This is a genomic window from Haloferax mucosum ATCC BAA-1512 (genome assembly GCF_000337815.1).
Lineage (GTDB): Archaea > Halobacteriota > Halobacteria > Halobacteriales > Haloferacaceae > Haloferax > Haloferax mucosum.
The window spans coordinates 189,108-209,150 of record NZ_AOLN01000004.1 but is presented as its reverse complement, the minus strand read 5'-3'; the positions used below and the strand labels follow the sequence as shown (position 1 = coordinate 209,150).

At 58.5% G+C, this 20,043-nt stretch carries 13 protein-coding genes; 6 read left to right on the top strand and 7 right to left on the bottom strand.

Annotation, left to right across the window (positions count from 1 at the left end):
* Window positions 1-31: 31 nt before the first annotated feature.
* Window positions 32-364 (bottom strand): DMT family transporter, encoded by a 333-nt coding sequence (locus C440_RS02630; RefSeq protein ID WP_008317997.1) that lies wholly within the window; start codon window positions 362-364, stop codon window positions 32-34.
* Between the two features lie 145 nt (window positions 365-509).
* Between C440_RS02630 and C440_RS02625 the strand changes: the two genes are divergently transcribed.
* Window positions 510-1,298, top strand: coding sequence for a TrmB family transcriptional regulator (locus C440_RS02625; protein WP_008317995.1), 789 nt, complete (start codon window positions 510-512; stop codon window positions 1,296-1,298).
* A gap of 105 nt (window positions 1,299-1,403) precedes the next feature.
* Here the strand turns inward: C440_RS02625 and C440_RS02620 are convergent, their stop codons facing one another.
* A complete protein-coding gene (locus tag C440_RS02620) occupies window positions 1,404-3,014 on the bottom strand; it encodes an ATP-binding protein (RefSeq protein ID WP_161605907.1) in 1,611 nt (536 codons plus the stop codon).
* A 383-nt stretch (window positions 3,015-3,397) separates the two neighbouring features.
* Between C440_RS02620 and C440_RS02615 the strand changes: the two genes are divergently transcribed.
* Complete coding sequence (locus C440_RS02615; protein WP_008317992.1) at window positions 3,398-4,462, top strand: hypothetical protein; 1,065 nt, start codon at window positions 3,398-3,400, stop codon at window positions 4,460-4,462.
* Window positions 4,463-4,518: 56 nt separating this feature from the next.
* Entirely contained in the window at window positions 4,519-4,980 is a 462-nt protein-coding gene (locus tag C440_RS02610; RefSeq protein ID WP_008317990.1) for a FlaD/FlaE family flagellar protein, read from the top strand.
* Between the two features lie 475 nt (window positions 4,981-5,455).
* On the opposite strand, the gene C440_RS02605 is transcribed toward C440_RS02610, so the two are convergent.
* Window positions 5,456-7,633, bottom strand: coding sequence for an amino acid permease (locus tag C440_RS02605; protein ID WP_008317988.1), 2,178 nt, complete (start codon window positions 7,631-7,633; stop codon window positions 5,456-5,458).
* Between the two features lie 551 nt (window positions 7,634-8,184).
* On the opposite strand from C440_RS02605, the gene C440_RS02600 reads away from it, so the two are divergent.
* Window positions 8,185-8,661 carry an Lrp/AsnC family transcriptional regulator gene (locus C440_RS02600; protein ID WP_008317987.1) on the top strand — a complete coding sequence of 159 codons (477 nt, stop codon included), beginning with the start codon at window positions 8,185-8,187 and terminating at the stop codon, window positions 8,659-8,661.
* Between the two features lie 208 nt (window positions 8,662-8,869).
* On the opposite strand, the gene C440_RS02595 is transcribed toward C440_RS02600, so the two are convergent.
* Window positions 8,870-9,967, bottom strand: coding sequence for a CNNM domain-containing protein (locus C440_RS02595; RefSeq protein WP_008317985.1), 1,098 nt, complete (start codon window positions 9,965-9,967; stop codon window positions 8,870-8,872).
* Between the two features lie 536 nt (window positions 9,968-10,503).
* On the opposite strand from C440_RS02595, the gene C440_RS02590 reads away from it, so the two are divergent.
* Entirely contained in the window at window positions 10,504-13,659 is a 3,156-nt protein-coding gene (locus C440_RS02590) for a right-handed parallel beta-helix repeat-containing protein (RefSeq protein ID WP_008317983.1), read from the top strand.
* Window positions 13,660-13,869: 210 nt separating this feature from the next.
* Here the strand turns inward: C440_RS02590 and C440_RS02585 are convergent, their stop codons facing one another.
* Complete coding sequence (locus tag C440_RS02585; RefSeq protein WP_008317981.1) at window positions 13,870-15,066, bottom strand: ABC transporter substrate-binding protein; 1,197 nt, start codon at window positions 15,064-15,066, stop codon at window positions 13,870-13,872.
* Between the two features lie 223 nt (window positions 15,067-15,289).
* On the opposite strand from C440_RS02585, the gene C440_RS02580 reads away from it, so the two are divergent.
* Window positions 15,290-15,652 (top strand): hypothetical protein, encoded by a 363-nt coding sequence (locus C440_RS02580; protein ID WP_008317979.1) that lies wholly within the window; start codon window positions 15,290-15,292, stop codon window positions 15,650-15,652.
* 1,384 nt (window positions 15,653-17,036) lie between these two features.
* Here the strand turns inward: C440_RS02580 and C440_RS02575 are convergent.
* Both C440_RS02575 and C440_RS02570 read right to left on the bottom strand, forming a co-directional pair.
* Window positions 17,037-18,068 (bottom strand): PAS domain-containing sensor histidine kinase, encoded by a 1,032-nt coding sequence (locus C440_RS02575; RefSeq protein ID WP_008317978.1) that lies wholly within the window; start codon window positions 18,066-18,068, stop codon window positions 17,037-17,039.
* Window positions 18,069-18,299: 231 nt separating this feature from the next.
* Window positions 18,300-20,042 carry an asparagine synthase-related protein gene (locus tag C440_RS02570; RefSeq protein WP_008317976.1) on the bottom strand — a complete coding sequence of 581 codons (1,743 nt, stop codon included), beginning with the start codon at window positions 20,040-20,042 and terminating at the stop codon, window positions 18,300-18,302.
* Window position 20,043: the final 1 nt, after the last annotated feature.

Genomic DNA, 20,043 nt, shown 5'->3' with positions numbered 1-20,043 from the left:
CGGATGGAGACACGTTCCCAAAATCCTCGGGTTAGTGGGCCGACATCTCGGAGATAACGTTGATACAGTAGACGCCGGCGACAATCAGTGCGATTCCAAGAATGCCGACCGCATCGATGGATTCGTCGAAGACCACGATGCCGATTCCCGCAACGCCGACGATGCCCAGCGCCGCCCACGTCCCGTAGACGATACCGATTGGAAGTTCCTCTAACGTCAGCGAGACGAGATAGAAGGCCGCCCCGTAGCCGACGAGCACGCCGAGACTCGGAACCGGATTGGAAAAGCCCTCAGAAAGCTTGAGGGCGGTTGTTCCGAGGAGTTCCGAAACGATTGCGGCGGCGAGTAGTACGTACGGATGCATACGTTCGAGACACTAGACGCCGGATATGGAACTACTGGAACCGACCGCCACTTGCGGTTCGTTGTTCGGTTTTCCGTCGGTTTCGTCGGGTCCCCTCACATCGGTATTGGTACATTTATTACCGCCGCCGGGACGATACCACGGCATGACGGAGTTGGGCGAACTGGGACTGTCGAGTTACGAAGAGAAGGTCTACCGGTCGCTCCTCGTGACCGGAACCGCGACTGCGGCGGAACTTTCGACCGCAAGCGACGTGCCGAGGGGGCGAATCTACGACGTTCTCAACGGACTCGAAGCACGCGGATTGGTCCAGACGCAATCGACCGACCCCGCGAGGTACGACGCCGTCGAACCGGAGGTCGCCGTCGAGAGACTCCTCGCAGAGCGAACCGCCGAGTTGCGTCAGGAGTTAGAGCGCTACCGAGATGTCGCGGAGACGGTCCGCTCGAACTTACTGCCGACGACGCCGGCGGACAGTAACCTCTGGCTCGGGCGTCTCGGAAGCGACGAGATGAGCACGGCGCTCCAACAACACGTGCGGACCGCGACGGAGTCAGTCCACGCCACGGTCGGCCCGCCCTACGAGAGCGCTTCTTGGGACGTCCTCCAGCGCGAGTTCGACGCGTTCTTCCACGGTGCGGCCAGCGACCTCAGCGTCTCGCTCGTCTTCAGCGAACGCGTGCTCGACGTCCTCCCCGAGTCGCTTCCCGAGTTACTGGATTCGAAACAGGCGTCGGTCGAGGTTCGCGTGTGCCCGGAGATTCCGGTCTCGTTCGACGTTATCGACCAGTCTGTAACGACCATTGACATCCCTCACCCACAGTCGCCCGCCGACCGACTCGGTGTCGTCGGCGTGACGGATGTCGATGTTATCGCCGAGTTCGAACGCCAGTTTCAGACGCTGTGGGCCGATGCGACGCCATTGATAGAGTGATTGGTGGTCGGTTGACTCACTGATTGCTCGATTGGTTGCTTGGGTGACTAACTCACTCACTGACTGAGTTGCCCACGTGTCGGCGTCGGCCACTTCGACTTGTCGTCACTGCGGGTCGAAGTCGATGACTGCGCGGCGAAGGTCTTCGAACTCGATTCGGTTTCGGTCCGAGTTGATGAGCGCGTGCCGAGCGGCGTCGATGACGATTTTCTTGAGGTCTCGTGCAGAGTAACCCTGCGTCGCGTCCGCCACCTGCGATAGTTGGTCGTCCGAAATCGCGTTCGGCCGCGAACGAAGTTGCACAGTGACTATCTGTTTTCGCGTCGCCTTCTCCGGAAGCCCGATTTCGATAGTCTCGTCGAATCGGCTGATGGCCGCCGCGTCGATTTGTGCGTGCGCGTTCGTCGCGCCGATAAACAGGATATGGTTCTCGCCCGCGTTTTCCAGATGCGTTAGGAACTCGTTTACGACTTTCTGGTCTTCGGCGTGTTGGTTTGCGCCGCCTCGCTTGCTCAACACGGAGTCGATTTCGTCCACGAAGACGACCACGCCGCCAGTCTGGTCGGCTATCGCTTTCGCCTCCGAAAACAGCTGTTTGACCTGTTTGGCACTCGCGTTGATCCACTGCGAGAGGATGTCGCCACCGCTCAAAATCGCGTACGGATAGCCAATTTCCCCGGCAATCGCCTCCGCGAGATACGACTTCCCAGTCCCCGGCGGGCCGTACAGCAGTAGACTTGGAATGGGGATGCCGAGTTCACGAACTCTGTTCGGGTTGTCCCGATACGGGTACACCAACTTCTCTTGAATCGTTTGGCAGAGTTTCTCCCGCCCGCCGTAGTCCGAGAGGTCTGTCTCGAACGCTTCGGACCACTGGTATTCGAAGTCGATATGCAACTCCGAAAGCCGCGATTGCGGTCGGCTGGGCGCTCGCGTCGGAGCAGAACGCTCCTGTGTTGTGGTCTCTGTGGGCGTCGGGTTTCCGGAACGCTCCGACCTCTCAGTATTTCCGTCTGGCGGCGTGTCTGCACCGGTCGAGACGCCTTCTGTTTCCGTCTTCAGTTCTGACGGGTGTGGCGTGTATTCGAGTTTTTCGACCGTCTGTTTTCCGTCGAGCGGCCTGATATCGGTTACGTACCCAACGGAGTCTTCGGTGACGCCGAAATTATCGTACCGAAGTTCGGATTTGAACGCCGCGAGGTTGCCGTTCGAAATCTGGTTTTTGACCGCGTTGACTTGGTCGGCGAAGACCTGCTGGGACGGCGTTTTGATGACCTCCGTGTACTCGTGGTTGGTCGAGTTAACGACCAGAACGTACTGGTTCCGCCGCCCTTCGGTTGTCGTTCGAAACGCGTTATCGACGGCCCGCGTTGACCCGCTGAAGATTCGGGCGAGCATCGTCCGGTCCCACGAGTGAACCTCGACCACGCCAACAGTCTCATCTCTCGTCGTGATATTGACCGTCGCACTCTCGTTGCCGTCGAACTCGGCGCACCCAAGGATGGCGTGGAACGTTGAATCGGTGTCGAACTGGCCGGACGCGATAACGAGCGAATCGTCGTCCAAAACCGTGTACTCTCCGAGTATGGCGGCGGTATCGAACGGCGTGATGTGTCCGCGCAGTTGCGCCGAGATGAGCGTTCCGGGAGTGAGGTCGCTTTTCACCCGCTGTTGGAACTCCGAATCGTCGTACGACGCGAGAATCTTTATCGGCACACCGAGGGAACTTCGGTCGATAGTGGTGTTCTCCGGAACCTCGATGAGTTCCGTATCGGACGAAACGACGGACCCGACGATATAATTTTGTTCTTTTCTAACAATTCGAACTTTTGCAGAAATTGAGGGCCCGTCGTACATGTCGGTCAGCACAGACTACAGTCCGATTTCAATTAATGGTTCTGATAATCGGATGCAGTTTCCTTTTTAATTACCTAACATCGCGGCTATCTTCGACACAGTCTATTATCAGTATTAGTAGGAAGAGCATATTGAGTACCGCAAAATGCCGATTGAGTAGTTGCGGAATTTGAAAGTTAATATTTTTAATATATTTATATTCACCGATACTTCTTTCATCGTTGGCGTGAGGAGGTATTACCATGTCTGACGACTCTGATGCCTCGGACGCATTCAACACTGACGACGGCCCGCTCCCAATCGGTGTCAAACTCGGCAGTACGCGGACTGTCCTCACGTACCCGAACGAAGACGGCGACATCGAGACGGTTCGAACACTCACGTGTCTTGCGACCTACGAAGACGCTCTCACCGGCGACGAGCGCGTTCTCTACGGTGAAGACGCCGCACAGCAGTACCCAGACCGCGTGCAGTTCATGCTTCGGTCCGGACTGCCGGAAGACACCGACCGAACGAAGCTCACCCAGCGGTTCTTCGAGAAGTTGTGTGAGACTCACGACCTGCCCGAAGAGAGCGCCGTGGTTTACGCCATCCCCACGATCGACAACGAACGGGGTCTCTCAAATCTCAACGAAGTCATCGAAAACAGCGCTATCGGCGGCGAACTGGTCAGAAGCTTCCCCGAGTCACTTTGCGGCGCGGTTCCGGCGATGGGTGACGGTCTCGAAGCGGTGGACGAAATCTTCGTCGCGGCTAACCTCGGTTCGACCAATCTCGAAGCGTGCGCCTACCGACACGGTGAGCAACTATCGCCGTTCGTCTCCGGCGCGGCGACCGGAAATGAGGTTGACCGCCAGATTGCCAACGCCGTCGAAGAAGAGACGCAAGGTCGCGTGAACATCGACCTCACGACCGCCCGCGAATACAAGGAAGAACACGCCGACTTCGACGATTTCGAGGCGTTCACGGACGTTATCCAACAACCCGGCGGTGGCTCCCACGAGTTCACCATCGAACGCAGTGTCATGGAGTCGCTCGACGAGTATCTGGACGACGTCGTTGACGAACTCGCCAACAACTTCCTGTCCGAACTCGCAAACGCCCACATGAAACCCTACCAGATTGCCCTGTCGCGTCCAATCGTCCTCACGGGCGGGATGACCTGTATCCCGGGACTCCTCGACGAGTTCGAGGCGCGGATGAGCGACGAACTCGACCGCGACATCGACGCCGTCGCCGCCGAGCGACCCGACCTCGCCCCCGCGGAAGGGGCCTATCGCATCGCTTCGAAGCTCGCGGGTAACTAACCGACTGGAACTCGCTCCCCGAACGCTTATTCTGACGGGGGCGTACCATCTTCTGTATGCCACTCGACCCACGCCGATACGACGTCAACGAACTCCGCCACGCCGCTCACGGGCGGACCGAGGCGGAGTTCGATTGGATCGATGGCCCTATCGACGAGGAGTGGCACGAAGTCGCGTCGAAGCGCCTCGCCGCGGCGGCGGCTCACGTCGCTCCCGACGGCCGACCCTATCTCGAAACGATACCACACACTCCGCGCGCGGAACAGACCCTCCTCGACTGGTGTGGCTACCTCGTCGAAGCACTCGGCTCGAAAGGCGCACTGGACGTTCTTTCGTACTACCGTCGTATCGAGTGGCTTGGCGACGACGCCTGCGAAACCGCTCGGAGCCGCATTCTATCGTTGGCACCGAACACGGAACCCACAGCCGGGGATGGGGACGAAGGTGGTCCAACCGAAGAACACCACATTCGGAGCCTCTCGTACGTGCTCCGACTCGCGTCACTGCACGACGACTGAGACGGCGGGCACGGTTGCACGACTAACACGGTTGGACAGTTGCCGCAGACAGTACGATTAGTGCGATTGGCGCGGACAACACGATTGAGCGACTACCACGGCTGGAGGGCATGATATACGTGTCTCGGAGGGTCGTCAAAACTGGTAGAGAAACCCGACACCGACAGGCTAGACGTTCTTATCTGACGACACTATTATGACTGTCAGTCAGAAACACAGCGCGTGAACGTCGATTATCGAGGGCGACTGGGTATCTTGTTTGGCTTGGCGGTTTTCGTAAGCGGGGGCTACGTTCTTCCGACACTGGGTTCCGTCGGCAGTTCGGTCTCGAACGGAATACAGATAGGGGGCGTGTTGGTTGCCTTGGCAGGTGCCGGGATTAGGCTATACGACGGCAGATAACACCGACTCTCGGCTCGGTGTCGCGTCTCGTTCGACACGCCGAAAAGCGCACGTCGTGGTTCGAGGAGACGAGTTAGAACGTGATATACTCCACCAGTCGACGGGCGAATCCCGGTTGCCGCGATTTGTGGGGGTAGACGGTGATCGTCGTACACCCGGGGCTTGGAAGGGCCGGTCTGTCGTCGAATAGGAGGCTCTGTAGCGTCCCGTCGGTGCCCCGGCGCACGACCACATCGGGGTCCGCGGGGGGTCCACCGTCGGCTCTGATGGTCTCCGAACCGACCGGAACAGAGAGCATCTCCGCGAGTTTCGCCTCATAGTCGTCGAGCGTGCGCTCGTATTGGTCGGTGCCGCGGCGACCGGTCCAGTGCCAAAGTGAGACTGTACCGCGGTTCGCACCAGCGATTGCTTCGGCGACGTTCACCGCCAGCGGCGGGTACAGTTCACCGTCGCCGGAGAGCACGACGCGCGTTGGCTCGTCGTAACCGAGGTTGTCAACGAGGAGCACGTCACACGAGGCGTGACGAACGATCCAGTCGATTGGGTCGCCGAACAGGCGGGACCGAAGTCGAAGCGGCTCGTGTTCGGCCACTATCGTATCCACTCCTCTATTTGCCGCGAAATTGACGACTGCGTGTTTCGTGTCGTGACTCACGATTTCGTCGGCTTCGATATCGACATCTAACTCCGACGAGAGCGCTTCGACCCGCGTCTCGTACGAGATATCTGACGCCGACTGGGCTGTCACCTCTTCGGTGAGCGGTGCCTGGTCGGGAATCTCTTCGAACCTGACGACGACGACGCGGCCGTCGTCCGGGCGAACGAGGTCGGCGGCGATGGCGATGAGCGACGCTTCACGGCTTTCGTCGAGATTCTTGGTGAGCGCGACGAGCACCTCACGGGGTGCATCTTCCACGGCCGATTGCGTTTCTGTAAGCACGTCTCTTCCGACCCGTCGGCGAAGTGCATCCGCCGCCACGCCTTCTCGGCTTACCCGTGACCGGACGTAGAACACGTACCAACCGATGCTTCCGATGGTGATGACGACGGCTCCGACGAGGGCAACCGTCCCCATCTGCGTCAGCAAGAGCAGTCCGGTGACGGCACCGAACACCTGCACCCACGGGTACAGTGGCGACGTAAACTCTGGGTCGTACTCCGCGTTGCCCTCGCGGAAGGCGATGACGGCCACGTTGATGAGTCCGAACACCAGAATCTGGAAGGCGCTGGCGAGTTTTGCGATTTCGACGATCGGGACGAACGCGATGAGCAGTAACAACACCGCACCGGTGAGCGTGATTGAGGCCACGGGCGTTCCGAACCGGTCGCTCACCGTCGAGAACGAGGGCGGAGCAAGCTTGTCCCGGCTCATGGCGAACGGGTAGCGCGACGAAGAGAGGATACCCGCGTTCGCCGTCGAGACGAGCGCGAGGATGGCCGCGAGGATGACGGCAATGACGCCGTTTCGGCCGAGCGTCGCCTCCGCGGCGACCGCAACCGGCGTCAGCGACCCGGCGACGCTTCCCGGTTCCGTCACGCCGACCAACACTGCGACGATAGCGACGTACAGGACTGTCGTGAACGCGAGCGACCCGAGGATACCGAGTGGAATGTTACGACCCGGGTTTTCGACTTCTTCGGCGACGCTCGCAACCTTCGTCACACCCGCGTAGGAGACGAACACCAATCCGGTCGCCGCGAGGAGTCCGCCCACCCCGTCAGCGAAGAAGTTGGCGTAGTTGGCCGACTGGACGGTGGGGGCACTCCCGGCGGCGAACCAGCCGAGGGCGGCCAACATGACGACGACGATTGCGACCTGTAGCCGGCCCGTCTGCTTCGCTCCGACGACGTTTATCAGTATCAGCACCGCCGCGAGTCCCAGTGCGACCGGTTTCAGCGGCAGGTCGAACAACAAGAGCAAGTACGGGACACCGCCGACGAGCGCGAGTGCCCCTTTGAACGAGAGGGAAAACCACGTCCCGATGCCGGCAATCGTACCGAGCAACGGACCCATTCCCCGTTCGATGTAGATGTACGTCCCGCCAGCCTCGGGCATCGCGGTCGCCATCTCGGATTTCGAGAGAGCGGCCGGTACGACGAGTAACCCTGCGAGAGCGTACGCAAGGATTACTGCTGGCCCTGCGATTTCGAGCGCGAGTGCCGGGAGGATGAATATCCCACTCCCAATCATCGCCCCGACGCTAATTGCGAGGACGGACGGCAATCCAAGGTCGCGTTCTAGTTCTTTCATGGGACTTCGACGAATGTGTTCGTGAGGGGGATGGTCGTCGTGCGGGAGAGAGCAACACGAGAGGAGTCGTGACTGTCTATTCGAAGGCGTTGGGTGACGTCAGACCCGGCGTATCTGTCACTCTGAACGCCGTACGCGTCCGGTTCACAGCCTGTGGTGCTGTCGTCTGCGGTGGTTGTTTGTAGTGTCATGTGTGGTGTGATGTCCGAGAGAGTAGTGTCTGAAAAGCGCCGTTTCGACTGCGTGTGTATACTGGTTGTGAGTGACGGAATACCTTAAACTAATGGGTTATTTTGACGACCCGTCAAATAATAATGCTATAGGAACTCATCCGTCATAATCTGCACTGGTCGTTCGGGTGGCATTGTTTTTGCTGATGGGTGGTCTCGATGTCGATACCTTTCATCGATAGTACCCGAGACTCGGTTCGAACCGCCATCGCTGTCGTTACATCTCCGTGGCGTCGGCGTCTGCGTGGTGTCGCCTCCCGTCGCTGGTAGGTGGGATAGAACAAGACTAATTACCGTACCGGCCGCCAGCATAGAGTACGAATGAAGGATGGCGAGCTAGATTCGACCGATAAACACATTCTCTACTACCTCCAGCAAGACGCTCGCGGAACCTCGTCCAACGATATCGCAGAGAAACTCGACCTCTCACCGAGTACCGTCCGAACACGCCTCAATAAACTCGAAGCGAGCGGTATCGTTCGTGGATACTACATCGACATCGACTACGACCTCGCGGGTTATCCTCTTTATACGAAGATAATCTGTACCGCACCGGTTCCGGAACGGTCCGAACTCGCAAGTCGGGCGCGCGACATACACGGCGTGACGGCGGTCCGAGAGATAATGACCGGCGAGCGGAACGTGTACGTGAACGCGATCGGAAAAGACCACGACGACCTCAATCGAATCAGTAAAGAACTGGACGGTATCGGGCTGACCATCGTCGATGAACAGCTCATCCGCGACGAGTTCGTCTGTCCGTACCACGGCTTTCTCGACCAAGGAGACGACGCGTAACTGCCCGATTCAGGGCGAACGAGCAGGCACGTCGCCGGTTTCTGGTCAGACGAGCTATCGAGTCGCGTGAGTCGCTGTTTTTCGGTCGTCTCTCGTCTCTTAACTTCCACCCCTAAACCGAACACCCTCGTGCCGAGTGTGAAACCGGCCCTGACGAGACTACTGTGATGGCGATGTCGGCGGTTCGAATGGCTGACGAGACGACGTTTTACCCGGATACTGGGTCCGTAGACCCCGAAACCCGGGTCTTTTGCGCCGTCTCTAATGGGTCTTCCAACTCGCCCATAACTGCCTCGAACGCGTCGGTTGCGGTGAGGAGACCGACGATTTCGCCGTCGGACAACACGAGCGCGAGTTCCTGGCTCTCGGCTTGGAATCGGTCGATAGCGTCGCTGACAGACGTACTAGCCGAGACCGTCATCGGCGGTGCCGCGATGTCCGCGAGACTTCTCTCACCAGCTTTCAGTCCGTCCATCTGGTCTACGATACTGGGGACGTAGACGATGCCGAGAAACTCCTCCGCGTCGGCTCCGACCAGCGGGTACCGCGTGTGCGGCGTCTCGGAACACCGGCGAAGGTTCTCTTCGACGGAGGCTTCCGTCGAGAGGAAGGTGATATCCGCTTCGTTGACCATTATCTCCTGTACTTCGGTAGTTCCCGCGTCGAGCGCGTTCAACACCTCGTCGTGGCGCTCGGGCGAGAGTTCACCGAGTTCGAGCAGGGAACTCAGTCGGTTTCGCAGTTGCGCGCGCGACTCGATAACGTCCTCTTCGGCTTCGAGCCACGCGCCGCTCATCTCGATGCCGAACAGTTTGAGCGTCCACTTGGCGACCGAATCTCCGAAAGAGATCAGCGGAGAGATGAGGAGGTAAAACCAGTACAGCGGGCCAGCACCGTACCGACAGACCATCCTCGACCGCTCGACGCCGAGATACGTCGGCGTCTGCTCGCCGTGGGTCAGGTGAAGTAGGTTGATAATCAGGTAGGCGATGAGCGCTCCCGCGCCGATAGACGCCAGGGGTGTCCCTCCGAAGAGCGGCTTGAACAGCGCCGCCAGCGCCGGTTCGGCGACGATACCGACCGCAATACTCGACGCCGTGATACCGACTTGGCACGTCGTCAGATATAGTTCGAGGTCCTGAGTCATCTCCCACGCCCGTTCGAGACGAGGGTCGCCGCTGATGAACTCTTCTTTTGTGAACTGCCGGGCGCGGGTCAGCGCAAACTCGATGGCGACGAAAAATCCGTTCGCAAGGATGAGCAAGAGCCCTGCGATGAGACGGATGCCGATCTCCAGTGAATTCATTGGTTCCCAACATGGCCGGTTTGTGCGCCGGACGTTAATATCCATTGATTGTCTCGATACTTATATATCAAATTGACGATACAGTATATTTTGTCGGGTAAAAGTACGTGAGTGTCGGGATTTGATTGGCTCACCGGGTAGTCCGCGTGACGCGAGCGGCAACTACGGAGGGTTCAGCGTACTGGAAATATTAAATGAATGAAAATTGTAAACAGATTCAGGTTTGAGAACAGAGCGGAACAGGGATGTGTTCGGAACCGGTGGTCTCACTGTAACGGCCGAATGGCCTCGTGTGTCGATGGCGTGTTCGGCACGTAGAGACCGTATCAACCGGTGAATATATACCCGTTTAATTCAATTTTCAGGTATGGATATTTTTTATCGATTTTGGATACGGCACGTCCGGCACCCGTGTCTCGGCCGTTCTGCGGCGCTCCAGAGGTGTACGTCGGGAGAGCGACCCGCTCAGCCACACGTTTCATCAGTTTCTAAACGAGTAGCTACGCATACCCAGCGAGGTGCCCTGATTGACTAGTGTGAAACGCGAGTGGGTCTGGCGGATACTGGTCATCGCCATCGTCGTGTCGGTGTCTATCTCACTCGGCAGTCCAGTGGCGGCCGCCGAGACCGATACGAACGTCACGTTCGTCGAGTCCGATATTACGACGGACACGACGTGGACGCCGGGCGGTGGACCCTATCGAATCGTTCAAAACATTCGGGTCGCCCCCGATGCCACGTTGACGATACGTCCCGGTACCGAAATTCAACTCGCCGAACGAATCACGCTGTCAGTTGACGGCTCACTCTACGCGAATGGCACGGCCGACAGTCCGGTAACGATTTCACAGACCGACGGAGCCGCGGCCGACCGCCGGTGGGCAAGCATCCGATACAACGGGACGGACGCGTCCCGCCTCGTCGTGCGCAACACGACGTTAGACGGTGGAATGAGCGGTATCACCGTGGATAGTTCGGACGGGTCTATTCGAATCACCGATTCGACACTGCGGAACTTTGCGACGGCCGGACTATCGGTCGGCGACACTGCCGCACTGCCGTCTCTCACCGTCGAACAGTCGGCGTTCCGTTTTATCGACGGGCACGCGATTCGGGCGACTCCGTCGATGGGGGCGACCGGCGACGTGTCGCTGACGGCGTCACCGAGCGACCGTGACCTGCGTTCGGAACACACCCTCTCGCTCGATGCCGGCGTGGGCGTGAAATTCGACACGGTCGAGTTACAGTACCTGTCAGATGGCTCCGTCGGCAACGTCGAACCGGCGAGTCTCGAACGGATTGGTCTCGACCGCAACCGAAACGGGAGTGTCGAGCAGTCGTTTAGCTCGCTCGTCTCCGACGTCACCTCGACGGATGGACGCCTTCGAATCTCGTTGTCGGAGCCGGTCACAGTCCCGAGCAACGGTCGCCTTCTGGTCGAGTACGAAGACGCCGTCAATCCATCGACGCGAGGCATCTACCCGGTCAGAGTAGACCTCCGTAAGAATTCGATCTCACAGCTATCCGATGGCGTTCGCGCTTCGTTCGTCGTCGGCAACGTCACGTCGCCGGTTGACCGGAACACACCGGCGAAGACGCGCGCGAATCGACTCACCGTTCGTGACTCTTCGTTCGACAAGGTGAGCGGCAATGGTATCTTCGTCGCCGCCGACACCGTTCGCCAACTCCGACTGTTCGACAATCGAATCTCGAACACGGATGGAAGCGGCATTGCCGTCCGCGCGGCACGAAGCGAGATAGAATTCTCGAATAATGACATCTCGGCTGGCGACGCTGGCGTTCAGATGGACGTCCGCTCACAAACGTCGATGACGGGGTACGGGAACCGCATTCACGGCGCGCAGACGGGTATCCGAGTCCACCAATCGGCCGCACAGATATTCCGCACTGGCGATATTTCACTCCGTGAGAACTCCCTACACGATAATGCCGGCCACGGAATCGGAATCGACGCACGAACCACCAGACTCAGACTCCACCTCGCCGACAACACGATCCGCGACAACGGACGCGACGGTGTCAACATCCACACGTGGCAGACACAACGGAGTCGCATTGATGGAAATCTAATCACGGACAACGACGGCGACGGGTTCATCCTCGCTGGGGTGGCCACGTCGAACCTCACACTGTCCCACAACGAAGTCGTCAACAACTCCGGGACGGGGATGGACGTTCGGACGCGGGCGACAGCGCGCAAAATAACGATTCACAACAACACCGTGAAACACGGGGGCGGCCACGGCGTCACGGTGCGCTCGGACCTGCTCGTTCACGAGGTCGATATCCGCGAGAACCGACTGGCGAACAACGCCGGGTCGGGATTACTCGTCGCCAGCCCGGTCACACACCGAAGCAATCTCTCGGTTGTGCGCAACATCATCGCCGCTAACTCCTACGGTGTCATCGTCCGGGGGGCCGTCGAGACGACCATCCGAGAGAACGATATCGTGTACAACACGAACGCGTTCGCCGAACCGGCCTCGGTCTCTGACGTCTATCTGGGCACGGGTGTGCACGTCTCAGAGGGTTCGTCCGGTGTCATCATCAATCAGGCGCGGTCGGAGATTCCGCTCGAAGAACTCGTTTCGAACCCCGCACTGACAGACGAGCTTACCATCGCCCGGCTCTGGGACGACATGGTAGTCGTCTTACGGACGGACAGCGAAAGTGAGATACGGTCCGCGGAAGCGAGTTCGCTGTTAATTCGACAGGTGAGCGGCACCATCCCGACCGGTGTCGGCATCGAAAAAGACAGAGCCGACGTCCAAAACCACCGCATCGTCAACAACAGCATTTACGGCCAGCACCGTGGCCTGGTTGTCGATATGGAGCCCTTGATTAGCTCGAACACCACTGCCAGGCTCATCGTAGACCCGATTCGGACCGTCCATGCCGAATCAAACTACTGGGGTGCCACGAACGGCCCGTACCACTCTTCGATTCTCCCCGCAGGTGGTGGTGACCCAGTCGTCACCGAGCGCGGGTGGGTCGATTTCACGCCGTTCCAGACAGCGACGCCGGACCCGCGATACGAACGGCCAGTCGCGCGCGTCGATGCGCCAGCGACGGCACCCGCAAAGAGTACCGTGCGTCTCTCCGGCGCGAACTCGACGGGAACTCACCCACCTGTCAGTCGGTATCACTTCGTCGTCAACGATACCGCTCGACCGGTGCAGTCCTCACCGGTTCTCAACGTCACGATGCCCAACCAGTCGCTCGACGTTCGACTGACAGTCGAAACCCAACTGGGGATTGACAGCAATAACGCCTCGACAGCCACAATCAACGCGACGGAACCGGTAACAACAGAAGAGCCGACGCAATCGAACACGACGCCGGGCAATGAGTCTGGAGCGCTCACCAGCGTGGGCGAAACCAATGGTGGTGGCGGTCTCCTTGCCGGGTCCGGAACGGTATGGGGGCTCCTCGGTGGCGTGCTCTATCTGGGGGCGTTAGCCCTCGGCGGCCACGGGATGGTACTGACCTTGCAGAATCAATCGCCACCAGTGAGCGGTCGTCGGATACAGGGGCTTGCAGTGACCGCAGTCCTCGTCTGGCTCGTCGGTGGACTGGTCGGTGCTGGCTCGCTGGTCGGAATCGGCGTCGCCGCCGCCGTCACGTGGGGCGGTCTCACCGCGGCCGCGTACGTCTTGGCCACGCGAGGGTGACCTGCTGAGTCGCTGTACGCGTTTCTATGGCTGTCCTGCAGACGAGCGACCCGAGCGAAAAACCAGCTTTCGCGGTGTCAGTTCGTTCTTCAAGTGCTATCGAGAACAGTCGAAAGCAGTCGAGAACAGCGGGTAACAGCAGATGGAATAGAGAACACCAATACGCGGGGCGATGAGCGCGGTCGGTGTTCGTTGCGTCGGTCGGGTCGATTAGAACTCGCCGGCGACGATGTCAGCTACTCGCTGGCGGTCGAACAACTGCTCGTCACCGAACACGTCGGGGTAAAGACCCTGCGCCGCTCGTTCGAGTTGGAACAGGTGGGTAATCGGTCCCTGATAGGTGAGACCGCCGTAGATGATGCGGTCGTTTTTCACCGCGCTGAGTTCGCTTGCAACCTCGTGGTTTCGGAGGTGCGAGACAATGTTCTCCTCGAAGTACTCCTGTGAAATTTCGCCCTGAAGTCTGACTGCGAGGGCGTTCGGGTCGATATCCAGCAGTGTCTCGTAATCTATCGTTCCGCCGCCGGCCTGCGCGTCGGTGATGTCGTTTTTCGCCAGCGCGTCGCTGACCTGTAGGTCCCGCCAGTGTTTCGCCTGTGTTCCCTCGCCGATACGGTACGGATAGAACGACTCCGGCGGCACCCCACCGGGGTACAACACGGCCACATCGGGTGTCTCGTTGGGAAGCCGTCTCTGAACGTCCGAGAGCACGCCGTCGTGGTACTGTTTGAACGCCTCGTACTGCGGTTCTTTCTGGAACAGTTGGGCGACCTTTTCGAAGGCTCCGTAGAGCGTGTAGTCGGCGTAGTCGTGCCAATCGTACGACCGCGAGAAAATCGTGTTACCGAAGAACGGCGCGACGTTCTCACGAATCTCATCGACGTCGTCCTGACTCCACTGCAGGCGGTTGACCATGAAATTCGGGTCGATGAGGTGGACGTCGGCATCGAGTTCGTAGAACAACTCTTTGCTCGTCCCGTCGTTCCAGAGTTCCGTAAGATCGCTCTTATCGACAGCAACACTGGGAATTTCATCGTAGAAGTACGTCCCGAAGCGATCTTTCACACCGACGGCCGAGAGTCCGTTACCCTCACCGAGAGCGACGCCCATGTCGGCGTAGTCGGCCGTGTACGGGAACCACGTCTCCGGCACCGAGTCGAACTCGACGGTCCCAACCGGTTCTATCGTGACCGAGTACGACTCGTCTGAAGCGGCGTTCCCGTCGTTGGATGCGGTTGATTCACTCGATTCTGTGTCTTCACCCGACGGCGTCGAGGTCGGTTCGTCCGCTGTCGAGTCGCTGTCACCCATACAGCCGGCCAGCGAAGCACCGGAAACAACCGCGCCGCCGTATCTGAGGTACTCTCTTCGCGTCGGTCCCTCTCGGCTTGGGTCGGTATCCGTCATAAATTTAGGCCAACCTAAATATTGATAGTACTTCCGATTTTGGCGGGCTAAGGCGTAGGCGGAGCGTGGTTCGAGAGTCGGATTCGGAGCGTAACACTCGAAGTACCCGTTTCGTATCTCTCGCAGGTTTGCGTGGCGTTCTACTGCCGTAGTCGAGCGCACGCGCGGGTTGCGTGAGTTGTCGTACCTTGGATTAATGTGAACCCGACACCGCAACGACAGTATGGGTGCATCTCTGAAGCGTTTCAAACTCGGTGTCATCGGGGTGGTTTCGCTCCTGATTGTCACCGTTATCATGCGAGCAGGTCTCGCAGAGGGAGGACCATGGGGACCGTTCGAAGCCGCCGCGGTTGCAATCACTATGGTCGCTATTCTCCTCTTCAAAGCAACAGAGGCCGCGCTCTCGACTCGGCAGGAAGGCGTCGCACTGGCGCTGTTGATTCTCTTGTGTCTCGGAATCGTCACTGTGAACGCATTCGTCACCGGCGAGCGCGTCGCCGGGGAGTTGCTCGGTAAGATCGGGATTGGCTTCGTCGTCGCCACGGCGTTCATCGCTTGGCCGTCTTTGTCGCGTCGTCGTCGGTGATTGCCACTGTGGAAGATTTTGAGTTCGCTAGAGAGGTTCTCAAGGAAAATCCAGGATACGCCGAACTTGACTACACGGACAGCTTCGTAGATAGCGTTTAGCCAGTCGAATTTGACTTTCGGGGAACGACTATTCACACCTCTATTAACGATGCGTATCTCACGGGGGTTCCCTTCTATCCAGTATCTATCTGGACAAGCCGTGGAAGATGAAGACCTTAGTTTCCGGATAGAGACGATTCTGAAGAGCGAGCCAGATGCGTAGTGTGTCTGTGTACTTACCAGTCACGCCAGAATATGTTCGCTGTCGAGGGTTTTCAACAGAGCAGAGACTTGTATACTCGAATCCCAAAAGCCAAACATCGCTCTCCCATACCATCAGTTAATGAGCGAGTCAAAAGACACGGACACGAGACCAAAAATATCAGTTGCAGTTGTAGATAACACACACACGAACGAAATTCCTGACAATATCGACTCTGAACTATATACGACAACAAGACCAGAGTCATCGTTAGTTGAGTTTGCGGCTGACCCTGACAGTGAGTTGGCAGAGGCACTCAGACGGAACGGATTCGACGTATAAACTAACCACTGTTGACCGCTTGTTCTATTGAGTTCTATCTTGAACGTCTCTGAAAAAACCTATTTAAACTGGTAGAATTCCCATCGGTCATCACGTACGTTGTTGCGGTTAATTCACCTCTACTATCCTGAAAATAAGAAACGTTGCAAGTACTCTATAATATCCACGGGGAGATAAAAACGATCTACGAATACGTTCGAAACACGACCGCGGTATCTGAGGGGACACACACACACACAACGAGTGGTGCCTCTCCATCTAGTACTCTCAGCTGGAGTCCCTACGACTTCCAACCGTCAATGATGAGACGGACTACGCACCGGTCATTACTGCTGGAGAATGTGTCGAGTGGTTTCTTCGGAGTCGCTTCCACAGATTAAGTGAATGAGCACGCTGGGCTTGCCTCTCGTGAGCGGTGGCACTATCTCTGGGCAGAATTTTTGGTGGTATTCTGACAATCACAGTGGATTAACTGCTTCGGACAGTGTTTCTAGCCAACTCCCCCGAAATTTTGTCTAATTCGGCGGCAAAGCAACGCTAAAATGGTCTACCCTCCGAAACTGGGGGGTCCCCTGCGAGGCAGATTTGATATAGCATTATACAATATATTCGTTCAGTCTCTTATCCGAGCCCAAATTCGCTAATCCTCATTGTCTCACTGCGACAATGAGCTTCACCAAATACTCACTCTCCCAACTAATTTGCGAAGACAGCCGATCTCACCACGATAGATCGCACAAACCAGAGCTAGACCCTCGGCTCTCACTACGCGGTGCGAAGCAAAACAGCGAAACAGCAGTCACTCAACCGAGTCGAGGACCGTCACACCAGTTATCTCGAAGCGCGCGCCCCCCGATTGGCCCTCTGTGGCGGTGATCTCCCACTCGTGATTGTGGGCGACAGTCTGAGCGATAGAGAGACCGAAGCCGGTCCCTTCGCGGGACGTAGAGTAGCCAACGTCGAACACCCGTTCTCGGTTTTCGGCCGGGATTCCGGGACCGTCGTCTTCGACGTAGAACCCACCGTCGAGGCGGCCGATAGTCACCGTCACGTCTTTCCCGCCGTGTTCGACGGCGTTGCGGATGAGGTTCTCCAAGAGCTGTTTGACCTGCGATTTATCGGCGTGTACGATATCGCCAGTCTCGACTCGCAGTGTCGCGTCGCCCGTTTCGACCGTCTCCCAGCACTCAGAGGCGATATCCGAGATATCGATTCGCTCCGGGTCTTTGACGGCCGTTCCCTCTCGCGCCAACATCAGGAGATCGTCGATAAGCTCGAACGTCCGGTCGAGCGCGTCCGCGGCTTTGTCGAGATTCTCGTCGTCACCGTATTGTTCTCGAGCCAGTTCGAGACGACCTTGAACGACGTTGAGTGGGTTCCGAAGGTCGTGCGAGACGACGCTCGCAAACTCTTCGAGGCGCTCATTTTGCCGTCTGATGAACTGTTCGTACTTCTTGTCGTCGGTCACGTCGCGGTAGACCCAGAGGTTTGCCGCCCCGTCCGGTAGCATATACGGAACGTAGTTTCGCTCGAACACCCGGCCGTCAGTCAGTTTGAACTCCATTCTGTCTGTCGGCTCGCGCCGTTCGAGAGCGGTGTTGATAGTCGAGAGGAATCGCTCGGTGTCGATAAAGAGATGGCCGACGGCCTCCGCGACGCCCTCGCAGTTCATTCCGACGAGTTCGGAGGGAGACTGTTCGAGGTCGAACATCTCGACGAACTGCTCGTTCGTGGCGAGGATATTTCGTGAGGCATCCTCCACCAGAATCCCTTCGGGAAGGTTTTGGACGACGGTCCGAACGATGGGGGTCGAATCGTGTGTGTCGGTCATGCGAGGGCCAGCGAGTGAATCGCTCGTTCTCACTGACGATTCGTGGCCATATATTTAGTTCGGCTCTCGAACTAGTGACCACAGCACGGCCACAAACTGTCTGTGTGACGTACTTGCGCTCTCACCGGAACCGGTGTCGAATCGCTTTTTCACCCGCCGCGGTGAGTGTATCCGTTGGTTCGTCCGTTTTTATCTCCTTTGTCGATGGGTCCCTTCTGCGACGGCGAGAGATCAGGACTCAGTCGAGTGTGTCGCGTGCGTCGCGGGCGTTGAGTTCGACAGCGGTTCGTTCGACGGACACAGCACGTCACGTGGCGTGAGTGCGGCGTCATCGACGGCGGCGTTTATCCACGTGGTGATGTCGTTGATGCGGAGTTTGACCCTGGCCGGCAGGTCGTGAATGCACGCGTAGCCCGGGAAGAGTTTCCTGTCTAGTTCGTTCGCCGCGTACTGCACCTGCAGGTCGGGCCACGGCGAGCTAAACGGCTCGATGAACGGAATCTTCCGTCGGAGGAACTTCTCGACCTGATTTTTCCGGTGAGAGTGGTACGGGCGGTCGGGCGGGCGGTGTCTGAAGATATCGGGGTCGAGACGTCGCAACGCCCGCTTCATCGTCTCCGTATTCCGCTCTTCCGGCGGCGTCTTCAGGTGCCAGTCGATGAGTTCCGCGTCGGCCGCGACGAACGATTCGATATAGTTGTCGGATAACTCGAAGTGGAACGGAAGCGTCGGTTGGTTTTGGATGCCGACGAGTGCGATGCTGTCGTAGACGTTGTCGTAGCGGTCCGCCCACTTGTCGAGTTGCCCGCTGACGACATCGTCGATGAATTCCATGCTCGTGTCGAAGTCGTCGCAGTCGGGAAAGACGCGGTCGCACGCTGGGTGGTAGCCGAACTTCGAGGACAGCACCTCCGTCGGGTCGGGGTTAGGGTCGAGACCGTTCAGCGGGAACCGATTCCCAAAGAGGTCGAGAACGTTCCGCGGGAGGAAGTGACCGCGGAGAAGCGTATCGAAGAACAGCCCGTGGAAGATGGTGTCAACGTTCACCTTGTCGTCACAGCCTGCGTGGTGGACGTGAATCGACTCGCGCGTTCCGAGCGAATACTCGATGACGGCGTCGTCAACGTTGATGTAGTTCTCGTCCGCGACGAGCGTTTCGTGGGTCGCCCCGTACTGCGTTGCGATGGCGCGGGCGGTCTCCACCTCGGGATGGTCGGGCGTGCCGAGCGTGTAACACACGTCGATACCGGGATGTTGTGCGACGATCGAACGTGAGTCGTAGCCGCCGCTCAAGAGCAAACCCTGTCTTCCCGGGTAACTCGTCCGGCGCTCGACAGCGCGCGCTAACCGTGACGCGAGTTCACCGACGTAATCGAACTCGTCGGGGTCGGCGGGGTCGTAGACGAATCTGGAGAGCGTGCCGGTCTCGGTCGGCGTGATGTAGCCGTCGAACGGGAGACAGCTGAGGCGGTCGAACACCGTCCGTTCGTCAACGACGACGCCCATGTGGACGTATTCGAGAAGCCCGCGTCTATCGACTCTCGTGTCCGGAACGGCCGACAAAACGCGCTGTGGGTTCGTTCCGAAGACTCGGCCGTCAGGGGTGTCGGCGTAGAAACACTGGCACGTGCGCAGTGGGTCGGTTACGAGAACCGCGTCGTCGCCGCATTCGACGAACGCGAGGAACGACCCGTTGAGTTCCGCAAAGGCGTCGCGGCCGACGGCGTCGAAGCGGTCGAGCGCGTACTGGGCCGACGGAATCGACACGTCGTCCGGGGGGAAGACTTCACCCCAGAGGATGCACGTTCCTCGGTCGTCACTGTACGTCGCAGACCGCCCGTGGAAGCCGAGCGCCGGGTCACGAATCGCAACTGTCGCACGGTCGCCGTCCGCGACCCAGTCGAAACTCGACCGCGATGCGAGGCGGTCGAACGCGCCGTCGTCGTCGAGGACGCCGAACAGTTCTTTGTTCATC

Bases quoted from the DNA above. Each gene is read 5' to 3' on its own strand.
- C440_RS02630 (WP_008317997.1), bottom strand. From the start codon at position 364: ATGCATCCGTACGTACTACTCGCCGCCGCAATCGTTTCGGAACTCCTC.
- C440_RS02625 (WP_008317995.1), top strand. From the start codon at position 510: ATGACGGAGTTGGGCGAACTGGGACTGTCGAGTTACGAAGAGAAGGTC.
- C440_RS02615 (WP_008317992.1), top strand. From the start codon at position 3,398: ATGTCTGACGACTCTGATGCCTCGGACGCATTCAACACTGACGACGGC.
- C440_RS02610 (WP_008317990.1), top strand. From the start codon at position 4,519: ATGCCACTCGACCCACGCCGATACGACGTCAACGAACTCCGCCACGCC.
- C440_RS02605 (WP_008317988.1), bottom strand. From the start codon at position 7,633: ATGAAAGAACTAGAACGCGACCTTGGATTGCCGTCCGTCCTCGCAATT.
- C440_RS02600 (WP_008317987.1), top strand. From the start codon at position 8,185: ATGAAGGATGGCGAGCTAGATTCGACCGATAAACACATTCTCTACTAC.
- C440_RS02595 (WP_008317985.1), bottom strand. From the start codon at position 9,967: ATGAATTCACTGGAGATCGGCATCCGTCTCATCGCAGGGCTCTTGCTC.
- C440_RS02585 (WP_008317981.1), bottom strand. From the start codon at position 15,066: ATGACGGATACCGACCCAAGCCGAGAGGGACCGACGCGAAGAGAGTAC.
- C440_RS02580 (WP_008317979.1), top strand. From the start codon at position 15,290: ATGGGTGCATCTCTGAAGCGTTTCAAACTCGGTGTCATCGGGGTGGTT.
- C440_RS02575 (WP_008317978.1), bottom strand. From the start codon at position 18,068: ATGACCGACACACACGATTCGACCCCCATCGTTCGGACCGTCGTCCAA.
- C440_RS02570 (WP_008317976.1), bottom strand. From the start codon at position 20,042: ATGAACAAAGAACTGTTCGGCGTCCTCGACGACGACGGCGCGTTCGAC.